Below are 25,886 nucleotides of genomic sequence, written 5' to 3' on the forward strand. Positions count from 1 at the left end.
AATAATTAATTGAGATGGATGAATGAAGCTTTTGAATTTATTTGCTAATAGTTTTTTGTGGTTCACAATATTTGTTTCTTGTTCTGCTTTTTCGGGTACTATAGACTCTTCACGTTATTATATCCAAGATATACGTGTAGAAACTGATTTAGGCCATGGCCAAGCATATCAAATATATGCAAATGGTAAAATGCAAGCACCTATCTATATTAAAATAAAAGCAATAGACAATAATACTAAAAAACCTATAGTAATACCCAACGATGAACTTATATCTGCAGCTTATCTTTTTGATAAACAAACAGGCGTCAATCTAACCTATAAAAATTATGTTAGTGATCAACATGATCCTAACTGGGTTTATACTGCAACACAGAATCAATACCAACATACAGTACCAAGATCTGCAGTAAGTGCAGCGAATACTTCATCAATAAGTGTACATAGAAGTCGTCATGTTGGTCAGGGCTGGAGCCAGTTAACTTATTGGGTATCAAGTAAAGAGACACATTATAGTAAAAATATTTGTGTTGAGCTTGCTATGAGTGATGGTCATAATATAAATAGCTGCGATACGTTGTATGACGAGTTTGCCACAATAAATGCAATCGATGCATTACACTATCGAGTAGATGATTTTACTTTTAATTTTCATTATTTGAAGAAAACCGATAGTTGGTATGTAGGTTATTGGCAATTAACACCAAAAAATAAACAAGTAAAAATATATGGTTTAGAGTGGGAAAGCCCATTGCAAGAAGGTTCAAACTTTTTTAGAGCTATGGACTATTTTCGACCCGCTGGAGGTCGCATAACTTTCACTGGTGGAGATACAACCGCAAAATCACTAATTTTATACCCTTATAAACCTTCTGTAGAGCCTCGAACTATTCGAGATTATGTTCGTATTTGGAATATTGAAGGGAATCAACGTGAGGACTATTCCTATGATCTTGAGTTATCGACAGATAACCTCAAATTTGTTCAGGGTAAAGGCAGTTATAGCGATTATACGGTTTGTGTTTATGTGACAAAAAATATTTGTAGTCGCGTTAAGAAAGATGGTCATTATGTAAATACTACAAGCAATGATTCTTATATGTACAACTTACGTCCAAAATTTAAAGTGTTTGATCAATTTGGAAATGTTGCGCGTTTAAAACTGGTAGACAGTAATACTGTAGATAGTTTGGGATGGGATGATTACCAAATTGTTAATGATGAGTAATGGACATGAAAATTAATAACAAAAAAAATAATGTTCTACATGAAACAGTTTTGAATAATATGCCTTGCCTATCCAGGCGAGGTTTTTTAATCAAAAGTTCTTACTTACTTTCAGCTACATCTTTGCTGACACTGAATATTCCAGTTAAAGCTGCTAGTTCTTTAAATAGTTTAGTCGATAATGTCCCATTAATTATTCTACAGGATAGACTTGGTTTTAATGGAAATTATATAGATTCTATTACGAAAGTTTATCATTTAGGCAATGGATATCGTATATATAACCCCAGATTAATGCGGTTTCATTCTGTGGATAGCTTAAGCCCTTTTGGGGACGGAGGTATTAATGGCTATAGTTATTGTTTGGGAGATCCTTTAAATTTAGTTGATCCAACAGGGCATATCAGTTGGCAGGCTGGGGTTGCGATAGGTTTAGGGATTGCGGCAGTATTAATTGGTATTGTGACGTTGGGGGCAGGAATAGCAGCTTCTGCAGGATTAATGACTGGAGCCGCTGCAATTACAACCGCAGGCGTATTGAAAGCTGGGTTAGGTATTGCATCAGGGGTATCTGGGGTCATAAGTGGTGGTTTAGGTATTGCTTCTGGAGCTTTGAGTGAAACACATCCTGCGCTTTCGACTAATTTGGGGTATGCTGCATTTGCCTTTGGGATAACCTCCGCCGTGACAGGAATAGGATCACTTATGGCTGGTGCCAGAGTGGCTTCTGCTGCAACACGAGTTATTAAAACTCCTCTTAGCCCAGGGTTATTAAGCTCAAGAAGTTCTGGTCAGGTGACATTGAAATTGTCAGATAGTATCGCAAGATATAATCCCAGATTTGTGGCTAAAGCACTGAATAGAACTTTCCATAATGAGCTTCCTTTTCAACGAATAGCGATTTCTGGTGAAAAAGCACCTTCATTATTTAAGGGCTCAAGCTTTATAACACAGTCTTATGCTCAGCAGTTATCAAATCATACAGGTAAACATGTAATAGAGCTCGCACGCCGAGGTGCAGCGATTGCTCCACAGTCAAGAAGGGCGAGTAGTGTTCCAAGTGTTTTAAATAGTTCTGTTGCTATCACCAAAAGTGCAGCTTGGACTCCAGCACGAGTATTTGGACCATCAAGAGTACTTTATTCTGCAGGTATGATTGGTCGTTCATTAATGGTTGATTAGATTTTTATCCTATTCGTGATGGGTTTTAGATTTTTTAGTCAATATTAATTAATCACTAAAAACTTGAATAATTTAACCTTAATTTGCATGTGACTTTTCTCGAATAATCGATCTTATTGTCTAAAATAGTATTAATCGACTCTAGCCAAATGCTAGCGTAAGAGCATTGTGATGAAAAGAATACTATTAATTTTGATTGGTTGTTTGTTTTCTCGCTTTCTTTTAGCCGAAGCAAATGTGTTGTATGCAGACTATAGGCATCGTCCACCAGAAATGGTGAGAATTGAAGAGCTAGATACGTTTTTTGGGCCATTAAGAGATATCCTCGAAGAAGCGGCAGGTATGATTGGATATACAATAAACTGGCGATTTGCTCCTTTCCCAAGAAGCTTGGAGGATTTAAAAAATGGTAAAATTGATATAATACCTAGAACGATAAAAACTAAAGAACGAGAGTCATTTGTTTTATATTTAGGTCCCATTGGTTATCAACAAAAGGATATTCATTTTTTAGTGACAAAAGGAATGGAAAATACTATAAATCGTTATGAAGACTTATATCAATTTAGGGTGGGTATTAAACGAAAGACTGCATATTTTTCACGGTTTGATAATGATTCTAAAATACAAAAAGTGATTGCGCTTGATGATAAAAATATGGCTGAGATGATTATCAAGAATCGGTTTTCAGTCATGATTATTTTAGATACAGCTGCCATTGAGTCTGCTTTTAGCAAGCATAATTATCTGGATTACGCTTATGCAAACTATAAGTATATTCAGAAAATTGGCAATTACTATGGTATGTCAAAAAAATCAAGAAATGCGCATCTATTTGAACAATTAAATAAGGCACTTAAAGAAATGCTCGATTCAGGTCGAATAGAGTATTTTTATGAGAAATATAATGTTTATATTCCTTCTCACGATTAACTGGTTTAAAGATGTCTTTCGCTTACTCATTTTATACCCTCTGAGAACAAGGGGGGTATATTGAGAAAACAATTTGTGTTTGGCATGTTATACTTTGTAGCCAAACACAAATTAAGCTTGATTATATAGAATGGAAGAATCGGTTTGTTCTGGGTAGATAGTAATTATTGTAATTTAATGACAATACAACGGTTTTAGATCGACCGACGATTTCATCTCTTGGAATAAAACCTATGACTCTTGAGTCTGCGCTATTATCACGATTATCGCCAAGCACAAGGTATTGATCTTTAGGGACTAATACCGGAGGAAAGTTAGACATGGCTGAACCAGAATTTTTTATCCTAATAGTGTGTTCTACGCCAATTAGATTTTCCGTTTTATCTGAAGTTAAATGTGAGTGCTGAAGGTCTTGATAGTTAAGCTTTTTTCCATTTATATAGAGTACGTTGTTTATTAGAGTTACAGAATCACCTGGAACACCGATAACGCGCTTAACTAACCGTTTTTTTGAAACGGCTGAGTCAAAAACAATAATATCACCGCGAACTGGATCTGAACGTTTTACTAACGATATATGCGTAAATGGTATTCTTATATCGTAAGCCATTTTATTCACTAAAATGCGATCACCTTCTAAAATGGTTGGTTTCATAGAACCGGTTGGAACAGTATTCCAGTCTGCTATAGCACTTCGGAAAACAAACATTAAGCCAAGAATAAGAAAAAATATTTTATTTTCTTTCCAAATACGGTAAAACCACGTTCTCATGCAATTCCTCTATGCTATTTCATTAAAATGTTAGCTTTAACAATATAGGGTACCTCTAAAAATGCACTTTTTCCATGAAAGCTATGTCAGCGCTGTACTCGGATCCTCATGTATGTCTTATACACTGCGGTCCTCCGTGCAGTGCTTCCTTGCTATCACAAAAAAATCACTATTTTTAGAGGTGCCCTATAGTTAAATTAACTAATTCAATACTTATACTGATTGTGAGTTGTAACAGTAATAAATTATATCCATAATTCGTGATGTATATACTGTACCATTAAGGTCATATAAATAACATCTTTAAAAATATTGAGGTGTCAACTACTTGATCTTTGATGACTAAATTTTCTATACTCTTGTACATCTTGTCGGAGTGCCTGTAGAGGTGAGATTACTCATTTCTCTGGCTGAGACTGCAGTTGCGGGATCCGTGGAACCTGATCTGGTTAGCACCAGCGAAGGAAACAAGAGTTACCATAGCATGTAGCGATGTCACTTAGGTGTATAAATCAAACACAGTACACCTGTTACTATTCATTCTTTGTGGCTTTCGTGCAGCGCTTTCAGTAGTTCAGCTTTTGCGCTGCTGAATTGGTTACCGAAACGCTTCCTCTGTTTACTCACGACAAGCAATCACAAATTAAATCCATTGTGGAAGTGTGAGTGCTTATGTCTAGAAATGAAAGTCGTCGAAAGGCCCAGGACTTTATTGAGCAACTTAGTTGCCAGCCATTTCCAAACGCTGAAAAGCTTTATATTACCGGCAGCCAGGATAATATACAGGTTGCAATGCGTCAGATTAAGCTGTCTGATACGTTGACTGGTGGAACTAAAGCTAACCCAACTTTTAAATCTAACTCTCCTGTTCCTGTTTATGACACTTCAGGGCCATATACTGATTCCTCAGTGACAATTGATGTACATAAGGGTTTACCTGCGCTTCGCAAAAGCTGGATAAACGCTCGAAATGACACTGAAGAGTTAACCAGCCTGACTTCTCGTTATGCACAGCAACGTCTGGCTGATGAAGAGCTGAATCACTTACGGTTTGGTTATTTACCCAAACCCAGAAAAGCAAAGCCCGGTGCTAATGTTACCCAACTGCATTATGCCCGCCAGGGAATCATAACACCTGAAATGGAGTATATTGCTATTCGGGAAAATATGGGACGTGAGTATGTTCGTAGCGAAGTACTTAAAAAGCAGCATCCCGGCCAGCATTTTGGTGCAAATTTACCCGACAGTATAACCCCAGAATTTGTACGACAAGAAGTGGCTGAAGGACGCGCGATTATCCCAGCTAATATTAATCATCCAGAATCAGAGCCGATGATTATTGGGCGAAATTTTTTGGTCAAAGTGAATGCTAATATTGGTAACTCAGCAGTGACCTCATCCATTGAAGAAGAAGTGGAGAAATTGGTTTGGGCGACCCGTTGGGGAGCTGATACGGTTATGGATTTATCGACAGGTCGAAATATCCATGAAACCCGGGAATGGATTTTACGTAATTCACCTGTTCCTATTGGCACTGTGCCAATATATCAAGCGCTTGAAAAAGTAAAAGGCGTTGCTGAGGATCTGAGCTGGGAAGTTTTTCGTGACACGTTAATTGAACAAGCAGAGCAAGGTGTAGATTATTTCACCATACATGCGGGTGTACTGCTGCGCTATGTTCCCATGACAGCAGAACGCTTAACGGGCATTGTCTCTCGTGGTGGCTCAATTATGGCAAAGTGGTGTTTGTCCCATCATAAAGAAAACTTTGCTTATACACACTTCGAAGAAATTTGTGAAATTTGTAAGGCTTATGATGTATCACTGTCTCTAGGTGATGGTTTGCGACCAGGCTCTGTAGCTGATGCTAATGATGCGGCTCAATTTGCTGAGCTTAAAACATTGGGTGAGCTAACAAAAATAGCGTGGCAACATGATGTTCAGGTTATTATCGAAGGCCCGGGTCATATTCCAATGCATATGATTAAAGAAAATATGGACTTGCAATTGGAGCATTGCCATGAGGCGCCTTTCTACACATTAGGCCCTTTAGTCACTGATATTGCTCCAGGGTATGATCATATAACCTCAGGGATCGGTGCGGCATTAATCGGTTGGTATGGATGTGCCATGCTTTGTTATGTCACACCTAAAGAACATCTGGGTTTACCCAATAAGGATGATGTTAAAACGGGAATGATTACCTACAAGATTGCCGCACACGCAGCTGACTTGGCAAAAGGACATCCCGGGGCGCAAATTCGAGATAATGCGATGTCTAAAGCACGTTTTGAGTTTCGTTGGGAAGATCAGTTTAATTTAGCATTAGACCCAGATACAGCTCGTGCTTTTCATGATGAAACGCTTCCGCAGGCTTCGGGTAAAGTCGCTCATTTTTGTTCGATGTGTGGTCCAAAATTCTGTTCTATGAAAATCTCTCAGGATGTGCGTGATTATGCGGCAGAGCAGGAGCGTCTTGGCATTAAAATCCAGCTTGTTGATGAAGACGTTATTGTGGATGCCGAACGAGGTATGCAACAAAAGTCGGCTGAATTTAAAGCCAGTGGTGCTGAAATATATCAGCTGATGCTGGAGAAGGATTAATCATGAAACTGAATATTACGGTGAATGATAGTCCCCATCAGTTGCCAGATTCTTCTTGTAGTATCGCAGAATTATTAACACTACTTGAGCAGCCTAAAAAAGGGGTTGCCGTAGCCATTAATACCAACATTATTAGTCGTAGTCAGTGGTCACAGTATCAGTTACAAGAAAATGATCATGTTGTGGTGTTTAAGGCCATTGCTGGTGGTTAAGATGAAAGGGCTAAGGTGTAGATATGTTAAAAATAGCGGATAAGACATTTAGCTCTCGATTGTTTACGGGAACTGGCAAATTTAATGATAAAGCGACCATGGTTGCAGCACTACAAGCATCTGGCTCAGAAATGGTGACGATGGCATTAAAGCGTGTTGATTTGCAGAATAAAGATGATGATATTTTGCAGCCATTGATCGCTCATAAAATGCATTTATTACCTAATACGTCAGGTGCCCGTACGGCAAAAGATGCTGTTTTTGCGGCTAAATTAGCTCGAGAAGCATTGGAAACTCATTGGGTAAAATTAGAAATACACCCAGACCCACGGTATTTATTGCCTGACCCGATTGAGACGTTACTTGCAGCGGAACAGTTGGTAAAAGAAGGGTTTGTCGTATTGCCGTATATTCATGCAGATCCTGTTTTATGTAAACGACTGGAAAGTGTTGGTGTTGCAGCGGTTATGCCTTTAGGCTCACCTATTGGTTCTAATCAAGGCCTTAAAACAAAGGCGTTTTTAGAGATTATTATTGAACAGTCAAATATACCTGTCATTATTGATGCGGGGTTAGGAGCACCAAGTCATGCTGCGGCTGCTATGGAGATAGGGGCTGATGCTGTTTTGGTGAATACGGCAATTGCTGTAGCGGCTGATCCTGTGGCAATGAGTCGAGCATTTGCGCTAGCGGTGCAAGCAGGGCGAATGGCATTTGAAACAGGGCTGGCAGGGCAACAACAGCAAGCGTTGGCTTCAAGTCCATTAACCGCTTTTTTAGAGGATGTCGGATGAGTTTTTACGACTACCTACAGCATGTTAATTGGAATGAATGTCAGCTTTCCATTGCGAGCAAAACGAAGGCTGATGTAGAGCATGCACTGTCTCGCCAGCGATTAACGCTTAATGATTTTCAAGCATTAATTTCACCTGCCGCTGAACCTTATTTGGAGCAGATGGCACAGCGGAGTATGCAGTTAACTCGGCAGCGTTTTGGCAATACGTTGCAAATGTATATTCCGTTATATCTATCGAATCTTTGTTCGAATATTTGTACGTACTGTGGTTTTTCTATTCATAATAAAATCCGCCGCACGACTTTATCTATGGTACAACTTGATGCCGAAATTGCGGCAATAAAAAAACTGGGATTCGATCATGTGCTATTGGTGACAGGTGAGTCAGAGCATCGAGTGGGCATGGACTATTTTCGAAAAGTCATAAAAAAAATAAAACCTTTTTTTTCCCATATATCAATGGAAGTTCAGCCTCTGGATCAACATGAATATGAAGAGCTGATGGGTTTAGGATTAGATGCAGTGTTGGTATATCAGGAGACCTATAACCCTGCTACTTATGCAGCGCATCATTTAAGAGGAAAAAAACAGGATTTTCGTTATCGTTTGGAAACGACTGATCGATTAGGGAAAGCGGGGGTTCATAAAATTGGGATTGGTGCTTTAATTGGTTTAGATGACTGGCGAGCAGATAGTTATCATGTCGCAGTACATTTGGATTATTTGCAGCGCACCTATTGGCAGACGAAATATTCTATTTCCTTTCCTCGCTTGCGTCCATGTGCCGGTGAGTTTCAACCAAAGTCGATTATGACCGATCGTCAGTTAGTGCAACTGATTTGTGCCTACCGTTTGTTTAATCCTGATGTAGAATTATCGCTGTCAACACGAGAATCTGCTTACTTTAGAAATAATATATTGCCATTAGGTATAACCAGTTTAAGTGCGGGTTCAAGCACGCAACCAGGGGGGTATACTGAAGATAGCAAATTCGCACTGGAGCAGTTCGAAATCTCTGATGATCGTACCCCAAAACAAATGGAAGAAATGATTAAACTAAAAGGTTTAGAAGTAGTATGGAAAGACTGGGATCATAGTTTAAATACTCCTATAGAGAAGGGGTTTTAGGTCGCGTAATTGTATACATAGTTACCTTTGCAAAAAATACAGTTTAGAGCATCTATTTTAGGCTAGCTGTGCTAAAGTATATTTTGGGGCGTGTATGTATTTAATAGCGTTTTCCTGTATTTATTTCTTGCAATATACCACTGTCATTAAAAATCAGGTGTTTGTAAAAACCGCCTGGTTTACCATAAGTCCATTGTTCAACAGTGTAATAGAGCTTTAGGCCTTGTTTAAGACGGTATTGCAGTGGCTTCGAAAGCTTTTTGGGATCACCTTTGTAATGCCATTCACGCTCTATAAACTCTTTTTTTAGTGGTGAACCACACTTCTTTATAATAGTATTTTTATCATCTTCTATTTTTATTAATTGACTACCACAACGCATCGTTGAAGCGCTGTGTGCACTATAAGATTGAGTTAAAAGTAGAAAAATTAATGTTAATAAGTATTTATTCATTCTTTTGGTACTCTTTTTTTATTTAATTGATTTTCCAGCGGCCTCCTGTCTGAATACTACGTACTTGACCATTGTGAAAAGTGACATATTTATATAACTCACCTTTTTTACCATAGGTCCATTGGGTCACAACTTCTTCACTAACGCGTACTCTAGTGCCGGTACCATTTAAGTCATGCTCTTCTGCTACAGTACCAAGGTTTTCCTTTAAGATAGGTTCTCCACACATATTAAGTACTTCAATTGTGCTTTCACCACCATTAACAGAGTATTGTCCACAACGTAAGCTATCAGCATGACTGGCTTGTATTAAAAGTAGTGATAATGAAAATTTTAAAAAAAATGATTTGATTTTCATAGGTGAGCTCTTTAATTATAAAAAAGTATTTTAACACCGGATTATTGTTTAATCTATAGGGGAGGAAATATATTGGTTTGATACATTTTGATAAATATTGAAGTTATTTGTTAAAAATAAATAATTGGTTGTGATTGTTGTAGTCGCTGGTGAAAGAGTATGGATAGAAAAATTGAATTAGAGTTTTATAGAATAAAAAAAACAGTAAGGTTGTTGGGAAAAGTAGCTTACTATTGAAAAATAAGGAAGCTTGTGAATATGTGGGGATTACTGGATTGCATAGTATTTATTTCTGATGAGGGATTCAATACGTTTATAGGTTCCATTTGCTTTCATTTTCTTTAGAGTGATTGAAATTTTATTAATTAGTTTTGAATGTTTGTTGTTTAAGTAAGTATGCAAATTTATCGTTGATAGTATATGAATATATAAATCTGGTTTGTATTCGGTATTATAAGTTATTGCTTCAATGAAAAAGTCGGAAGTAACAAGATTGTCAATTCGCTCTTTCTTGAGAAGTTTGAAAAGAGTTGAATAATTTGAAATGGTAAAAATGTTAGGGACATTTTCTTCAAGTATTCTAATACCTTTTAAAACTCCATTTTTATATGGTTTTAAATCACTGTAACTGGAAAAGGTTGAATTAGGGTTATAGTTGACTACGAAAACAGGTACCTTAAGAATTGGCTCTGTTATAGGTACAAGGTTGTTAGTAATCTCAGGATCGATTTGCTTAAGATTAGCTACTCTTAAGACTTCTCCATCTCCCTCTGAATTCGCTCTAGATATACTTCGTCTGTATGGCTCAATAATAAAAATTGTATGGTAGTTATTTTGTTTGAATGCTTTTTCAAGGATGGCTTGAGCAAGCTTTGCATCAGGAGTATCAAATGAGGTGAAAAAGCGAAGGGTTTGAGGTGATCCAAATAGATTGGCGCATACCAATAAAAGGGTTAATAGCAAGGGTATGGTACCTAATTTACACACTTTTCGTGTTCACTTTACGTTGTAATCTGTAGCTGGATTCATATATTTAATGAGCCAAGGTAACTGTCACTCCTATATAGTGAGTATAGTTGAAATCATAACAATAAAACGTTGTATTTTTCCTACATTCATATGGGAAATAATGTGTACTGAAATTTCTATAATCTGATAGGTTACTACAAAAGACAAAGAGAGAGGTGTAGCCTCTCTCTATAGAATAGCTAGCAGATCATTGCTGTGTTTAGAATAAAGAAAGAACACATTGACCAAGGCGTTGATCATATTCTCCGATACCACTACAGTCACAGTAGCTTGGATAGCCTACAGGGTTAATATCACGGGTACAGATACGGTTAGGTGGAACTTGAATTGAGCAAGAGCTTTTAATGCTGCGTTTGTCAAAGCCTTTATTTGTAGCGTCTGATAAATTGTCAATGATACAGTAACCTACCTTGGAGTCATAGCTGTAGCCTTCATCGCAAGTGCAAATGCTGGAATTACCACAAGGATTTATATCCATTGTGCAAATGCCATTAGGTCTTTTAACGGCTGCTTTATCTGAGTCAGCTATAGCGTGAATAGGTGATAAGAGTGCTACCATGGTAGCTATGCAGGCACTTTTTAATAGAGTATTCATTGTCATTTCCTTGCTTCTTTATGTTTTTAGCGTGCCACCAAAGACAAGCAGAATAACTTATTTTACTTCGAATAAAACTCGTTAGTCACCACTACTCTCAGTTATATACACTTACCTGGTGGAGAAATATACACAGATATATTAACTGTGTATTATAAAGCTTCCTTTTTTTGTGTGTACTATAGTTTTGCCTGCGCATTTATACAACACATAATGTATTAAATTATATGACTTTCGTCAATTGTATGAATAAAACAATTAAAAACATGTGAGTAATAATCATGGCTGTTTTATAAGGTAGCTTATAAGTAATTAAAAATAATCCTATGCTTATTGAAATGTTTTTTTTACCACGTTTTTTAATGATTAAAGCGGAATGTTGATTAAAACATGACTTGTGGTAAATGAAATAAAAGAGCAAATGATAGAATGTCAAGAAGAAGTATGCGTGTTATTATTTATATTTTTGTATGATTTTTGTTCTGGTTTATCTTTAAGCACTTTACAAGGCGTTTGTTAGAATTACTAAAAATGGACGAAAAGGGGGAGAATCCATTAGGCTATTACTTTCTAAGTGATTATCAACTAGGACATTAATAATGGCAGAGTCTACTTACATTCCTCCTAAAGTTTGGCAATGGGATAAAGATAATGGTGGCGCATTTGCTAACATTAATCGACCAATAGCAGGGCCTACCCATGAAAAAGAGCTGCCTGTGGGAGCACACCCCTTACAGCTATACTCTTTAGCGACGCCTAACGGTGTTAAAATAACCATTATGCTGGAGGAGCTACTAGAAAAAGGCTTTAATGAGGCTGAGTATGATGCCCATCTTATTAAAATAACAGAAGGGGAGCAGTTTAGTTCTGGGTTTGTGAGCGTAAATCCAAATTCCAAAATTCCAGCACTTTTAGATAAGAGCGTTGATCCAGCCATTCGTATTTTTGAGTCTGGTTCAATTTTACTTTACCTTGCTGAAAAATTTGGTGCTTTCCTTCCTCAAGAGGCAGCAAAACGTACAGAGTGTTTGTCCTGGTTATTTTGGCAAATGGGTAGTGCCCCCTTATTAGGTGGTGGTTTTGGGCATTTTTTCGCCTATGCACCTGAAAAATATGAGTACCCTATTAATCGCTATACCATGGAGGTAAAAAGACAATTGGATGTACTTGATCGTCAGCTTGCTGAGCATCAATTTGTTAGTGGTCAAGATTACACCATTGCTGATATGGCCATTTGGCCTTGGTATGGTGCTTTGGTTAAGAATACTGTTTATGAGGCAGCAGAATTTCTTGATGCTCAACATTACACTAATGTATTACGTTGGGCGGATGAAATAGGTGAACGCTCCGCAGTAAAAAGAGGAAGGATGGTTAATCGAACATGGGGTGATTTAAACGAACAGCTTCATGAACGGCATGATGCCAGTGATTTTGAAACAAAAACTCAAGATAAGTTAGAAGCGGAAAAATAGTTTTATTTTAAATAAAAATTATTTTTAGATGTGTCCTTAAGCTTTTGGTTCGCCTGTATGTGGGGAATAGCTCTTGCGGCTTTTTGACAAATACAGGCTTCATTTTCTTAAGTAATAATGTGTTATTTATGTATCGTGAAACTCATTTGGTTTGATCGTATTAATTTTTCAGTGATAGATAGTAAGGGGGAATACTCCCTCTTACTATGTTAGACGAGCAAAGCAAATGGACGTACAGCATTATCAATGTGGTACTTAATATAAGTATCTTTCAGTATACTGTAATGGTTCGATTTCATACGCTTAGTGTTGGATAATCGATATACCCTTGGTTTGTACCTCCATAGAAGGTACTACGGTCAGCCTCATTCAGTGGAGCCCCACGTTTTAAGCGCGTGACAAAGTCAGGATTAGCTAGCACCATTTGTCCGTAAGCTTCTAAATCGGCTAAGCCTGCAGCGAGATCTTTACCAATCTGATCCCGTGGGCGATTAGGACGATTCAATATTAATGGTTGATCCCATAATTGACGAATATCATTTAAGAGTGCTTCATTGCCCATATCCATAATATGTAAGTAAGCTAAGCTTAGTTTATTCAGTTCGCCAACCAGATAGCGATACAGTGCAGAACCTTCTTCACCTTCATCGATACCCCATATAGTCGTACCCGGTGACAGACGAATGGCAGTTCGATCAGCCCCGATTTCCTCTGTAATCGCTTTGGTCACTTCAATGGCAAAGCGTGCTCGGTTCTCAATGAAGCCACCATATTCATCAGTACGCGTATTGGCACTTGGCGCAAAGAATTGTTGAATGAGATAAGCGTTTGCACCATGAACTTCTACACCATCTGCACCTGCTTCAATAGCGCGACGAGCAGCATGGCGAAAGTCATCAACTGTCTTATGAACTTCACTAGTACTGAGTGCGCGAGGCGTTGGAATACCCTTCATTCCAGTTGCAGTAAACATTTGCGTTTGGGGGGAAATGGCTGAAGGTGCGACACCCTGACGTTTGTGCAGTGTATTATCAGGATGGGACATACGACCCACATGCATCAACTGAATAAAGAGGTGCCCACCTTTTTCATGAACAGCATTAACCGTTTTTTTCCAGCTTGTGACATGGGCATCTGTATAAATCCCAGGTGTCATTAAATAGCCCTGTCCATCATCAGAAGGCTGTGCACCCTCAGAGACAATAAGACCAATACTGGCACGTTGCGCGTAATACTCTGCAGCAAAGTCGCCAAGTGTTCCGTTGAGTTTGGCGCGTGAGCGTGTCATGGGTGCCATGACCAGACGATTAGACAGTTGATAACGACCAACTTCGATAGGTTCAAATAGTGTACTCATGTGCTGCTCCTTATTGAATTGCGTAGTAGCATCATCTGTCTTTTCAGAACTAACGCTGTGAACTGTTCACGAGCCAAGGGGGCTTGGAGTGACATAGTATTCACTAATGATCTGAGGGGATAAATATGCCAAAATGAAAATGATTGATGCATTAATGGAGCAATATTAATGGAACTTCTAAAAGACATGGCACTTTTCGTTGAAGTGGGCAAAGTGATGAACTTCCGCAAAGCCGCTGAGTCTTTGGATATGCCCAGCTCAACGTTGTCTCGTCGAATCAGCAAGCTAGAAAAAGCCATTGGCTTACGTTTGCTGCATCGCACTACGCGTAAAGTGGAATTAACAGAAGCTGGGCAGATATATTTTGAACGTTGCAAGCGTATTGTTGATGAAGCGAAACTTGCTCATGAGCAATTAGGAGAAATGCTTGCTCAACCAAGTGGTTTATTACGGGCTTCTGTACCAGTTGATTTTGCGACTATCTATTTAGCGCCTCTACTTGCCGAATTTGCTGAACAATATCCAGGTATTAATTTTGAATTAGATTTAACGCCAAGGCAGGTTGATTTAATTTCAGAAAATGTGGATGTTGCTATCAGAATGGGGGAGCCACCCAATTCTAATTTAATCGCCAGAAAATTAACGCAGCTTACGGGGAAATTATTTGCTTCACCACATTATTTAGCGCGTGCAGGTAGTCCCAATCACCCATTGCAACTGGCTAATCACAACTGTATAGGTTTTCCGAGAAGTGGAAACTGGGTTTTTCAACGAGGAGATGAGTTAGTGGGAGTCGAAGTGGGTGGTCGTTTTATGCTTAATAATGTAGGAATGATGCGGCGGCTGGCTACGTTGGATCAGGGAGTAATTATGATTCCTCCACAAGCAATTGCTGAAGAGTTAAAATTGAATTTATTGATACCTGTTATGCCAGAATGGTCAGGTAAACCCATCCCCGTTTATGCTTTAACTGAAACAAGGTTACTACCCGCTAAAACACGGTGTATTATTGATTTTTTAAGGGATAATATTTAGTAAATTTGTATAACGCTTGTTTGGGGATATTCAGTCTGAAAGATAAGCATAAGAAGATAATAAGTGATCAGGGAGACCGTTTTAAAGGCTATTTTATTAAAGCATTTTCATACAACAGTTGGATAACTCACGTTGAACATGCCGTGAATCCATCCTTGGAGGCTTGGTTGCCGCTTCCTTGCGGCAAACAGTTCAACATGAGCTATCCAAATGTTGCTTACCAAGTAAGCCTTAGTAAAAAACATAAAATCAAGCATATAGCTAATGTGATTCGTACTACTTTCCTCTCTAATTGAACTGTGATGGATTGACTAAAAAAGTAGAGCAATGCGGAAAGTATAATAAATAAGACTAGAGCTACATTTGCGCCAAAAACATCATCTGGATCTGCTGAAGTCTTGGAGTGAGAGTCTATGTAGTTGTATTCATTAGGATCAAAACTACTTAATGGGAGTAGCAAAAAGCAGTTTGTCAACAATATTATATATAATAAAATCCTTTTCACGATTTCAACCATTAGATTCATTATTTAATTAGCTCACGAATAATATTTTACCATAAAATGAAATATTTCTTTATGGGATGATATTTGAAATCTTATCTGTACTCAATAGCCCATAACGTACAATTAGCCTGAAAGTATTACTTTATCATCATTAACGCTATCTGTTTTGTAATCAGGATATATTTTTTTTGAAAAACAACTATTAACGACTTGTACTTTGTTGTGTACTAACCTTGATAAAGAGAAAATTACAGGTTTTTGTAGACTATTTATTCATATTAAAGAATTATTTAAAGCTAATTTGAATAAATAAAATAACCAATAGAAGCCACTGATATTGCTACCTGGTCATTAGGTAAGCTAAAAGATGACACTAATTTGTATAAAATAAGAGCTGTGTTCCATACACAATAAGCAATCAACGGTTTATCTCAAAAAATAACAAAAATAGCCTGCTTTCATTTTATAGTTGGCTTTTTTTTAGCAGGTAATTTGTTGCGTTAAGTGTATTGATTAAATTTATTGTTTTATAAATGTTTTAGTGGATAAAGAGTAGGAGGTTGCCACTGAAAAGCAGAATACTATACTGATACTAATAGTGGGAAATATCTTTCAATGGAAACACTTGGAATAATCGAATTACAAATAATAAAACACCAAAATAAAGGATAACATTGAATTTAAGCTGTATAGCTAATTTAGTAAAATTCGAGTAAGTGAAAAGTAAGAGGTGTGATGAAGTCTTTATAAAGGAAGTGTTAAAGTGAGAATTTTTTTCGAGTTAATCTGGAGGAGACAATAATGTATGAGATAAAATTTTCACAAAATAAATATGAAAGTAATTATTCTGATAGAAAATTTTGGAGTAAGGTGAAAAAATATGCCAAAGATGCAGGAGAATCTGTATTGAAACCTGCCTTAAAAATGTACTATGCCTTAATTGACTCAGAAACTCCAGCCTGGGCAAAGGCAGTAATTATAGGAGCGCTAGGGTATTTTATATCGCCTATTGATGCTATTCCAGATGCAATACCTGTGGTTGGATTTTCGGATGATTTGGGAGTTTTGGCGACAGCATTGGCTGCAGTAGCTGCTCATATAAAGGATGAGCATGTAGAAAGAACAAAGGAAACACTTCAGAATTGGTTTGGTAAAACTAATTAACACTACTGTGTTGTGTATCTAGATATAAATTAAGGTGTTTTAAAAAAATAGTGTATATATTATTAAGTTTTTTTAGCTATATGGTTTTGTGTTAAGGATATTTTTATGAAAATCAATAAAAGTGGTCTGAAAATAAAAAAAAGAAGAATGCAGTATGGATAAATTTATAAGTCTTATAGGTACTGGGAAATCAGTTTTATTTGTAGGTGCTGGTTTTTCAAGGGGAGCATGTAATATTGAAAATGTGGAGCCTTTTTTGTCTAAAGAACTGGCAGCTGAAATTTGTGAATTAGGTGGGTTTGATGTTGATCATGATCTTAGATTTGCCGCTGATTACTATTTATCATTTAATGAAAAATTAAAGTTAATTGATTTGTTGAAACGTATTTATACAATTAAAAAAGTATCTGTTGATCATGTAAGTATATGTAGGGCAAACTGGAGAAGGTTTTATACAACTAACTATGATAAGTGCATTGAATTAGCTTCTCAAGAAGCAGGAAAAATAGTAGAAACTATTGATATAAGCTTTTCAACTAGTGAATATTATAAAAGAGATAATTTGTGTATTCACTTGAATGGATCTATTGATAGTTTGACAGAAGATTCGTTAGAGAATGGATTTAAACTTTCTACTTCGTCATATATATCTTCTGATTCGTTTATAAAGTCAGATTGGTTTTACTACTTTAAAAAAGATTTAGAAAGAAGTTATGCTATAGTTTTTGTTGGGTATTCTATGTATGATATTGAAGTGCAGAAAATACTATTTGAAAATGATGCATTAAGGGAGAAAACATATTTTATTACTAGCTGTGATATCGATAAAAAGCAAGATTTTACTTTATCTAAATTTGGAAATGTAGTTTCGATAGGTGTTAGTGGTTTTGCGAAGTTGCTAACTGATAATTCTGATCTTATTGAACATTATAGAGAAGAGGTTGAACTTCAGGCATTTAACCTTTACGAAATTTCTGAAGAAGAAAAAAATATTAGGGACTTTGATGTAGAGAAAATGATCCTATATGGTGATTTTTCTGATACTTTGATTGATAATGGAGTAACTCAAAATCAGAGAATACCAAACTTAATTATAAGAGAAGATATTTATACAATATGCAACTTTATTGAAAATAATAAAAATGTTATTGTATATAGTGAGTTAGGTAATGGGAAGACTATTCTTCTTAAAGAATTAAAGTCGGTTTTAGCCATAAACTCATTTGAAGTATATGATGTCTTGGACAAAGATGGAGATTATATTGGTGATATAGACATATTAGCAAAAATTGGTAGGAGAATTGTTTTAAAAATTGATGGATATGAACCTTATCTTGATTTATTTGAACATTATATTTATTCTATGCCAAGCAATATAAATATTGTTGCTTCGGCAAGAACTTCTGAACATGAAAGGCTTAGATCTGAACTTAAAAAAATGGAGTTTTCTTTTAATGAACTATGTATTGATAGGTTGTCTGAAAAAGAGTCATCTTTTTTATTGATATTATTGATAATTTAGGAATTTGGGAAAGTAAAGCTGGATTCTCTAAAGAGAAAAAGAGAGATTTTTTGAGTAAAAATTTTTATCAGATATCGTTAACTTTGTTGGAATTGTTTGATGCTCCTCAAATAATTAAGCGTATATCATCATCTCTTGATAGTATAGTAAATAACCCTGCAATAAAAGATACAATATTTTCAATCGCCTTGATTGAGGTTTTAGATATTGACTGTAAATTTAGTCTAGTATCTGAGGTGGCTGATAATGATGTAATATACGATTCAAATTTGAGGGATAGTGAGGGTTTTAGAAATCTTTTTAAAATATCAGAGTGTAGTGTAATTTCTAAATCAAGTATATTCTGTTTGTCCCTCATTAGAAATAACTTCAGTGCATCTTATATTACTAATCAGCTTCAAAAAGTTGCTAAGAAGTTTGATCTTTATCAAGAAAAAAATTATGAACAAAGAACTATTTTTAAATCTTTGTTGAGATTTGCTTTTGTCGAGAGACTTTTGCCTGGGAAAATGAAAAAAGCTAATATGAGAAATTATTACGAAAATTTAAAGATTTCTATTCGATGGTTAACTAAAGATCCTCATTTTTGGTTGCAATATGGTATGGCAAATATAACTTTTAAAGAATATGATAAAGCTCAACAGTATTTTAACCAGTCATACTCAATTGCTTATTCGAAAAAGCAGGATTATGATACAAGAGGTATTGATGCTCAGCAAGCTAGATTATATATTTTGATAGCAATAGAGGAAAAGGAACCATTCAAAGCCTACAATGAATTTGAAAAAGCAAACTCCCTGCTAACAAAACTAGATGATAGTGTATATAAATTTAGACAGGTTGAAAAGTATAAGGATTATTACGAATTTTGCTATGACACACTATCTAGAAAGAACCAAGTAAACTTTCTTCATGCATGTAGAGAAATGAGAAAGGCTATAGATGATGCAGAATCCAGAGGATATATTAATGCAGGAGATCAAAAAACCATATGTAGAACTAAAAAAAGTCTCGATCATGTAATAAGTGAAATTACCTTTTTTTCAAAAAAACATGGAGTGAAAGAAGAAGCTGATATTTAAGTTATTAACTTGAATACTTTGTTAAATAAAATTTATTATAGTTAATTATAGATTTTTTTAAAATTAAAAAATATCCTGTTCCTCCCGTCAATTTGGTTTAAAATGTGTGTGCTTAATATTTTATAGGTATATGGCCTCTTATCTGATTCTTGAACAACATGTCGGAACGAGCCATTTTGACTCGTTGATTACTGTTAAATATTTTCATAACATATGCAAGTAGCAAGATAAGTGGACAAATCGCCTTTATACAATATTTTTATAACTCCTGTTGAATATATTGTGAATCAATCCTTGGAAGCTTGGTTGCCGCTTCCTTGAGATAAACAGTTCAATATGAGCTATCCAACCGTTGTTTACTATCTGAGTACATATTTGTTTGTGGGAGTTATTACCATGGGTATGGAAACAAAAAAAGGAGGGAAAATTCCCTCCTTTTTAAGGCTAAAAATACATTAAATATACGGGTATTTAGCTTTTTGGATCAACGACAACATCGTCAAAGAAGTGTTCAATACATTTTACGTAGTCACCTTGTTTAAATGCACTAAACGGTGTTTGGTAATTAACTAGTTTACACTTATAGCTTTTACCTGATGGTGTGTTGGGGTCCCAGCTCCAGTCTTGTTCCCAATAAATATTTAGGGCACCACTGCCTTTAGTATCAAAGCGTTTCATATTGGCACAGCCTAACACTTCATCATCAGCAATAGGTACTTTTAGATATTGAGTAAATTGTTTGTAATAATTAATCCGGTTTTGTGATTGTCGATGCTCTGTAGGTGCACCACATTCTACGCCACCATTAATGATTTGTGTGGTAACACCAAAGCCATGCACTAAACCACCTTCTTTATCATGTGCATTGGGTTGCCAGGTGCCATCAATAACGTGGAACATGCTGGGCTTGGGTGGTTGAGGATAAACATAAAAGAATACGGCACTGGCCAGATTTAACCAGGTATCTGCCACTTTTTCAGGGTTATCCAGCAAGGTGCGTACTGTACCAAACATTGCTTCTGAAAAAGGGCCGTAGTTGTAATTATAACTTAACTGTTTAGCGCCTCGGCCAAAGTAACTTTTGTATTGACCATCAGCAAACTTACCGCATGGCCATGTTTTACCCTGCCAGGTGTCAGGACTACACTCTGCGTTATAACCACCTCGCTTATCTTCAGTCCAGCCCATTTCCCGCACATAATGTAACCCTTGTCGCCACTCTGGTACATCCATATAAGCTTCATGTGCACCAGTTTCCTGGGTAAAGTGAGCAAACATGGTTGCGAGTGATTTACGACAAATGGCGTCTGCATCCCGGCCATCATCATAGTCACCACAAAATGCGGGGAATTTACCAATCGCTTTCAAAAAGTTGGTGTAGGTATATTCTTTAGCCCGTTTGGGAAACAGAAAATCCCAATCATTATTGCTGATAATAGACTCCAGACGCTTTACGTTTGTGGGGTTGGAGGCATTTCCTGGGGTAATTTTTTCCACCAGTGCATTATCAAGTGTTGCGATGCTGGCCTTAACATTACGCATTAAATCCGTATCAGTAAGTTTGGCTTCTCGCGCTTTTAATTTACTTAATGGAATGACATACCCATCACCTGGTTTGGGTTTATCGCCATCTCCAGGTTTGTCTCCATCGCCAGGTTTAGAGGGGGGAGTGGGTTTGTCACCGTCACCAGGTGGCGGCGGTGGTGGTGGAATATCACCATCTCCAGGTTTATCTCCGTCTCCTGGTTTGTCGCCATCGCCAGGCTTGTCACCATCACCTGGAGGTGTGGGTGGCTTGGGTTTATCACCATTATCGGGAGGTGTTGGATTATTACCTTTAGCTTCCCAAGGTCCCCATTGGTCAGCTCCAGGTTCATCACCACGTGTCCACCATTTGGCTTGGTAAATGGTGTGCTGGTAACTGGCAAGATCACCTTTTACATACACTTTATCGGCTTGCCATGGGGCTGCATTACTAGGCGTATTGTCGTCTGGTTTGCCATTATCGCCTGGCTTATCACCATTGTCGGGTTTATCTGTATCGGGTTTGTCGCCATCATCGGGTTTTGTGGGTGGTGGGTTATCACTGCCTTGAACCTGTTTCCATGGTCCCCACTGGTCTTTACCGGGCTCATCGCCGCGAGTCCACCATTTGGCTTCATAGGTTTTGCTTTGGTAGGTTACTCGGTCGCCCTTGGTATAGACTTGATCTGCTTGCCATGCATTAGCAGGGGGGACAGGTTTATTGCCATCATCTGGTGGTGAAGGTGGTTGTGGTGTGTCTCCATCGCCAGGTGGTGTAGGTGGCGGGGGGATATCACCGTCGCCAGGATCACCTGGAGGTGGGGGTGGTGGAGGAATATCATCATCGCCATCACCAGGCGGTGTGGGTGGTTTAGGTTGATCACCGTCATCTGGTGGGGTTGGTGGCTCTGGTGGTTTGGGATTATCCCCAGGTTTATTACCCAATCCTTCATGAATAGCTTTGAGTATCTCGCCGTTATCAGCATCAATTTCCCAAGAGAAAACGCCAGCCAAGCTATTTGCGGTTACATACTGAGCTTTGGCTTTTACTGAGCGCGGGTTATCGTAGGTGATCAGCTCACCTTTACTGGCATTCCATAAATAGGGGGCTTGTGCCGTATCATCATAAAAATACTTAAAGCCACCCGTGCCTTGACCATCAGTACCACCCAAGTACTTAGATACGATGTGTTTATAATCAATAACGCCAGGCTGCCAGGAACCTTTTATGGGTTTACCATTGGTGCCTTGCCAAGGATTATTTTCCTGGCCGTCTTTAATGCTTGTCCAGCCACGACCGTACATCGCAGCACCCAGCACCAGTTTATTTCCGGGTAAACCGGCTTGGGTCAGGTTTTGTACGGCATCATGTGCATTAAATTCAGGAATTTTTTCATGAGAAGCCGCGTATAATCCTGAATGATGACCGAGAGTACTGTCCCAGGCACCATAAAAGTCATAGGTCATGGCAAAGATATAATCGACATAACTGCTGACTTCGGCGTAATTAATATTGTCAATTTTTTCAGGACCTGCGCTCGTGGCGGCGGTGAGCTGGTATTTTTTTCCCGTTTCTTGGCTTAACGCATCCAGCGCTTGTCGTAAATCACGCATTAACGCGGTAAAAGCCGCTTTATCTTCAGGTGAACCTAATTTTGAATTAGCACCAGGTACGCCAGGAAATTCCCAGTCAATATCCAAACCATCAAAGAACGGATACTGTTTTAGAAACTCAATGGTAGACTTAACAAATGTGGCACGTTTTTGTGTGTCTTTGGCTAAATAGTAAAAGGGATCAGACAGTGTCCAACCGCCAATAGACGGGAGTACGGTAAGATGAGGGTTCGCTTTTTTCAGCTTGATTAATTGCCCAAAGTTTCCGCGAATGGGGTCATCCCATTTATCACCGGGATAACTTTTTTCTAATGCGGCGAAGCGGTCATGAATCGTCACCGTATAATCCGGTTGGTCTGCACATTCTCGTGTTAAGGCGCTATAGCCTTGGGGGTTTTCTTTTTGCAACGATTCATTAGGACCACACACTGCAATAAAGCCATACAACACGTGGGTGAGGTTTTTGGCAGGAATATCATTAACGTGGAAGTTACGGCCATAAACACCCCATTCAACAAAATAGGTACCAACAACTTTGTTGGCGTTATTTTGGAATAATGCTGAATCACTATTGAGTGGCGTTGCTTGAGTTAAGGTCGATAAGCCCAAACCCACTGCTATACTTATGGCTAATTTATTTGGCAACCAGCGTCTAATAGCTTGCTTGGTTTGCATACATTTTTTCTCCGTAATGCATTTACCTAATCAAAAGCGTTATGGTGAACGTTTGTAGGTAACTACTTTTTGCTCAAACAGAATTCGAACAAGTTGCTTTATCTATCGTGAATAGTTTGTTTATGCTTTTCCGTGCATCTCACCTGGGAAATACTTCTTATAGGAAGCAAGCAGGCTTGTTCCTAGAGCTTTGAGTGTCATAGACAGGTATAAAGCTCATTGCAGGTTAGCTATGTGTCTTCTAAGTAATGTCTTATTGTGGAAGTACTTGTATTGATTAAGTACCAATCGCTCAGTTGCGTATTAATATTTGTTAAATAAAAACGGCTTGTAATGTATAAAATAGTTCTACTTAAATGTGTGATGAGGTAATGGCTTCCTAAAGAATATTGATCACAAGAAGTTGTGTTAAGTTGTAATACTACGTCGTAAATAGTAGCGAAAAGTAGTGTAGCAAAAGGCGGATAAGGGAGTGGTAATCGCGTTCCAATTTTGTGATGGCTATAACGGATATGATGTAAATTGTTTAAGTAAGCAACTTTTAGCTGTGAATTGGCTTCAAATGTTTTAATTGATAAAAAATATACACAACATAAGTAGTATAAATGCGGATTGCAAACATATAACAAAAAGGGTGCATCATGAATACAATAGACCCATTCCTCAGCGTGGCAATTGAAGAAGCTGAACAAGGCCAGAAAGAAGGTGGTATTCCTATAGGCTCAGTGCTGGTACATCAACAGAACATTATTGGTCGAGGTCATAACCAGCGAGTACAACAAAAGAGTGCTACGCTTCATGCAGAAATGCATGCCCTTGAAAACGCGGGTCGTTTGCCAGCATCCGTTTATAAGCAATGTACACTTTATACGACACTATCACCATGTGCGATGTGCAGTGGAGCAATTATTCTCTATGGAATACCTCATGTGGTAGTGGGCGAGAATCAAACGTTTATGGGACAGGAACAATGGCTTCAAGATCATGGTGTAAAGGTTGATGTGGTACAGGATGAGCGTTGTATTGCTATTATGAAGGCATTTATTACTGCCCATCCTGAACTATGGAATGAAGATATTGGGGAATAACAACAAAGAGGTTAATGCGTTAAAGCAAAGTTACTCATTGGTATGGCTAGTGACTGACAGTTTTTGAAAACAACTGAATGATAATAACGCCAGATGTAATCATAACCATGCCAAGAATTGCAGGTAAGTCAGGGAGTTGTTTATACAGTATCATTCCGGCCAGCATTATAAATATGACACCAAGCCCTGACCAAACGGCGTACGTTATACCAACAGGCAGAGTACGTAATGTTAAGGATAAAAAATAAAAGGCGACACTATACCCAATAATAACAATAAGCGATGGTATAGGTTTAGAAAAACCCTCTGCAGCTTTAAGAGCACTGGTTCCGATAACTTCAGCAATAACAGCGATTGCCAGGTGAATATAGGTCATATTTATAGCCTCTAAACTATTTACTCTTCACAAACCGTTAATTGTTCTGAAAGTGAAGAATATTAGTATTTTATGCTATCACACAGGTTAATGCCAACCATGCAACCTCTTGGTACTTGTTTTTTTAGTAAATTTCCTGTTATTACTTTTTACCGTCATTAAATTTATGCCTTCATTCTTTCGTTTAAATAATAGTTAAAAGCTTCTTATGCTGCATTGTTGAGAATAAAAACAATGGTGAATAAAATTGGTTATATAGTAAGTGCTTTTAAATATTAAAAGTAAACAAGAAAGTCTAGTGTTTGGCAGCTTTTGTATTACTCAAAAATATGATAAATCTAAAGTGAGTCGTCTTGAGAATGCCAGGGTTGTTTATGTATACGGTCAAAAGCAGCTAATGTTTCTTGGTCTGCGCCCGATTTTAAGAGGTAGTCTTGCATGGATATATTTGGAGGGGATTTTTCTTCTGACATTTTCCATTTTTGTAAAAGATCTACACGAAAAGTGCGATAATCTTTTCGTAAGTTACACCATGCGGTAAATGTCCAGCGATCACCCCAAAACACCAAGCCCACTGGCCAGATAAGTCGTTGAGTGGTGCTATCTTGCAGATCTGTATATTCAATCCACAGTCCAAGATTTTTTTCAATAGCACTTCGTATTGGTGTCAGGCGCTCTAATGGATATGAATACATAGGTGGTGCATAGAGTGGGGGTATAGGTAAATCTGTTGATCCCAATGTAGCATGTATTTTAGCTAATGCACTCTTTGCGGCATCTGCTGTTTCTTTGTCTGCTCGAGCGGCTAACATTCGAGCACCTACCTCTAGAGCGGCTAACTCGTTGGCGGTGAATTTTACGGGTGGGGGTGTAAACCCCCGCTCCAACCAATAGCCTTCACCCGCCTCACCATTAACGGGGGCACCACTCATCATAAGATCAGCCATATCCCGATAAATAGTCCGTGGGGAAACTTCTAACCATTCTGCAAGTTGTTGCGCAGTCGTCCGACGACGACCACGCAATAAAAGAAGGATTTGAACTAAGCGGTCTGCTCTGCGCATAAAATGAATATAGAAGTTGCAGTTAAAAACATAAACACGATATTAGCCTTTTTATTATGAGAGACGAAACAACCGCATTAATACTTTGTTGTATCGTCGTTAAAAAATGATTCGTGAA

22 protein-coding genes and 1 riboswitch are annotated in these 25,886 nt (G+C 37.7%); of the genes, 13 read left to right on the plus strand and 9 right to left on the minus strand.

The features are described 5' to 3' along the window. Positions 1-22 precede the first annotated feature (22 nt). From ACQ96U_RS19720 to ACQ96U_RS19730, 3 genes are all read left to right on the plus strand, one after another. Entirely contained in the window at positions 23-1,228 is a 1,206-nt protein-coding gene (locus ACQ96U_RS19720) for a hypothetical protein (RefSeq protein WP_431722984.1), read from the plus strand. Between the two features lie 5 nt (positions 1,229-1,233). Beyond that, positions 1,234-2,409 (plus strand): RHS repeat-associated core domain-containing protein, encoded by a 1,176-nt coding sequence (locus ACQ96U_RS19725; RefSeq protein WP_431722985.1) that lies wholly within the window; start codon positions 1,234-1,236, stop codon positions 2,407-2,409. Positions 2,410-2,580: 171 nt separating this feature from the next. Continuing rightward, positions 2,581-3,342: a substrate-binding periplasmic protein gene (locus ACQ96U_RS19730; RefSeq protein WP_431722986.1), complete on the plus strand. Its 762-nt coding sequence runs from the start codon at positions 2,581-2,583 to the stop codon at positions 3,340-3,342. A 121-nt stretch (positions 3,343-3,463) separates the two neighbouring features. On the opposite strand, the gene lepB is transcribed toward ACQ96U_RS19730, so the two are convergent. Continuing rightward, complete coding sequence (gene lepB, locus ACQ96U_RS19735) at positions 3,464-4,114, minus strand: signal peptidase I (protein ID WP_431722987.1); 651 nt, start codon at positions 4,112-4,114, stop codon at positions 3,464-3,466. Between the two features lie 362 nt (positions 4,115-4,476). Beyond that, a riboswitch (TPP riboswitch) is annotated at positions 4,477-4,598 on the plus strand. Between the two features lie 188 nt (positions 4,599-4,786). Between lepB and thiC the strand changes: the two genes are divergently transcribed. The 4 genes from thiC to thiH are packed head-to-tail and all read left to right on the plus strand — an operon-like array spanning position 4,787 to position 8,854. Beyond that, positions 4,787-6,718, plus strand: coding sequence for a phosphomethylpyrimidine synthase ThiC (thiC, locus tag ACQ96U_RS19740; protein WP_431722988.1), 1,932 nt, complete (start codon positions 4,787-4,789; stop codon positions 6,716-6,718). Between the two features lie 2 nt (positions 6,719-6,720). Further along, positions 6,721-6,930 (plus strand): sulfur carrier protein ThiS, encoded by a 210-nt coding sequence (thiS, locus tag ACQ96U_RS19745; RefSeq protein ID WP_431722989.1) that lies wholly within the window; start codon positions 6,721-6,723, stop codon positions 6,928-6,930. Positions 6,931-6,953: 23 nt separating this feature from the next. Then, complete coding sequence (locus ACQ96U_RS19750) at positions 6,954-7,724, plus strand: thiazole synthase (RefSeq protein WP_431722990.1); 771 nt, start codon at positions 6,954-6,956, stop codon at positions 7,722-7,724. Continuing rightward, entirely contained in the window at positions 7,721-8,854 is a 1,134-nt protein-coding gene (gene thiH, locus ACQ96U_RS19755; RefSeq protein ID WP_431722991.1) for a 2-iminoacetate synthase ThiH, read from the plus strand. The genes ACQ96U_RS19750 and thiH overlap by 4 nt, the downstream gene beginning before the upstream one ends. 100 nt (positions 8,855-8,954) lie before the next feature. Here the strand turns inward: thiH and ACQ96U_RS19760 are convergent, their stop codons facing one another. The 4 genes from ACQ96U_RS19760 to ACQ96U_RS19775 form a co-directional block, all read right to left on the minus strand. Then, entirely contained in the window at positions 8,955-9,308 is a 354-nt protein-coding gene (locus ACQ96U_RS19760; RefSeq protein ID WP_431722992.1) for a DUF2845 domain-containing protein, read from the minus strand. A 22-nt stretch (positions 9,309-9,330) separates the two neighbouring features. Beyond that, complete coding sequence (locus ACQ96U_RS19765; protein ID WP_431722993.1) at positions 9,331-9,666, minus strand: DUF2845 domain-containing protein; 336 nt, start codon at positions 9,664-9,666, stop codon at positions 9,331-9,333. Between the two features lie 267 nt (positions 9,667-9,933). Further along, positions 9,934-10,629, minus strand: a complete 696-nt coding sequence (locus tag ACQ96U_RS19770) for a hypothetical protein (RefSeq protein WP_431722994.1) — start codon at positions 10,627-10,629, stop codon at positions 9,934-9,936. Positions 10,630-10,894: 265 nt separating this feature from the next. After that, on the minus strand, positions 10,895-11,290 hold the full coding sequence (locus tag ACQ96U_RS19775) for a hypothetical protein (protein WP_431722995.1): 396 nt from the start codon (positions 11,288-11,290) through the stop codon (positions 10,895-10,897). Positions 11,291-11,889: 599 nt separating this feature from the next. Here ACQ96U_RS19775 and yghU point away from each other — a divergent pair. Beyond that, the gene (gene yghU, locus ACQ96U_RS19780) at positions 11,890-12,762 is read left to right on the plus strand and encodes a glutathione-dependent disulfide-bond oxidoreductase (protein WP_431722996.1); all 873 of its coding nucleotides are present in this window, start codon (positions 11,890-11,892) and stop codon (positions 12,760-12,762) included. A gap of 295 nt (positions 12,763-13,057) precedes the next feature. Here yghU and ACQ96U_RS19785 read toward each other — a convergent pair whose 3' ends face one another. Beyond that, positions 13,058-14,119, minus strand: a complete 1,062-nt coding sequence (locus tag ACQ96U_RS19785; protein WP_431722997.1) for an alkene reductase — start codon at positions 14,117-14,119, stop codon at positions 13,058-13,060. 168 nt (positions 14,120-14,287) lie between these two features. On the opposite strand from ACQ96U_RS19785, the gene ACQ96U_RS19790 reads away from it, so the two are divergent. The 4 genes from ACQ96U_RS19790 to ACQ96U_RS19805 all read left to right on the plus strand — a co-directional run bounded on the left by ACQ96U_RS19790 (position 14,288) and on the right by ACQ96U_RS19805 (position 19,427). Beyond that, complete coding sequence (locus tag ACQ96U_RS19790) at positions 14,288-15,154, plus strand: LysR substrate-binding domain-containing protein (RefSeq protein ID WP_431722998.1); 867 nt, start codon at positions 14,288-14,290, stop codon at positions 15,152-15,154. A 1,306-nt stretch (positions 15,155-16,460) separates the two neighbouring features. After that, on the plus strand, positions 16,461-16,823 hold the full coding sequence (locus tag ACQ96U_RS19795; protein ID WP_431722999.1) for a YkvA family protein: 363 nt from the start codon (positions 16,461-16,463) through the stop codon (positions 16,821-16,823). Between the two features lie 154 nt (positions 16,824-16,977). Then, positions 16,978-18,345, plus strand: a complete 1,368-nt coding sequence (locus tag ACQ96U_RS19800) for an SIR2 family protein (protein WP_431723000.1) — start codon at positions 16,978-16,980, stop codon at positions 18,343-18,345. A 50-nt stretch (positions 18,346-18,395) separates the two neighbouring features. After that, entirely contained in the window at positions 18,396-19,427 is a 1,032-nt protein-coding gene (locus ACQ96U_RS19805) for a hypothetical protein (RefSeq protein ID WP_431723001.1), read from the plus strand. 471 nt (positions 19,428-19,898) lie between these two features. On the opposite strand, the gene ACQ96U_RS19810 is transcribed toward ACQ96U_RS19805, so the two are convergent. Further along, on the minus strand, positions 19,899-23,240 hold the full coding sequence (locus ACQ96U_RS19810) for a glycosyl hydrolase family 18 protein (protein WP_431723002.1): 3,342 nt from the start codon (positions 23,238-23,240) through the stop codon (positions 19,899-19,901). A 641-nt stretch (positions 23,241-23,881) separates the two neighbouring features. Between ACQ96U_RS19810 and ACQ96U_RS19815 the strand changes: the two genes are divergently transcribed. Further along, positions 23,882-24,328 carry a nucleoside deaminase gene (locus ACQ96U_RS19815; RefSeq protein ID WP_431723003.1) on the plus strand — a complete coding sequence of 149 codons (447 nt, stop codon included), beginning with the start codon at positions 23,882-23,884 and terminating at the stop codon, positions 24,326-24,328. A gap of 46 nt (positions 24,329-24,374) precedes the next feature. Here the strand turns inward: ACQ96U_RS19815 and ACQ96U_RS19820 are convergent, their stop codons facing one another. Together ACQ96U_RS19820 and ACQ96U_RS19825 are read right to left on the minus strand one after the other, a co-directional pair. Next, positions 24,375-24,704, minus strand: a complete 330-nt coding sequence (locus ACQ96U_RS19820; protein ID WP_431723004.1) for a DMT family transporter — start codon at positions 24,702-24,704, stop codon at positions 24,375-24,377. Positions 24,705-25,042: 338 nt separating this feature from the next. Next, a complete protein-coding gene (locus tag ACQ96U_RS19825) occupies positions 25,043-25,768 on the minus strand; it encodes a helix-turn-helix transcriptional regulator (protein WP_431723005.1) in 726 nt (241 codons plus the stop codon). Between the last annotated feature and the right edge of the window lie 118 nt (positions 25,769-25,886).

The organism is Zooshikella sp. RANM57 (assembly GCF_050749885.1).
Classification (GTDB): domain Bacteria; phylum Pseudomonadota; class Gammaproteobacteria; order Pseudomonadales; family Zooshikellaceae; genus Zooshikella.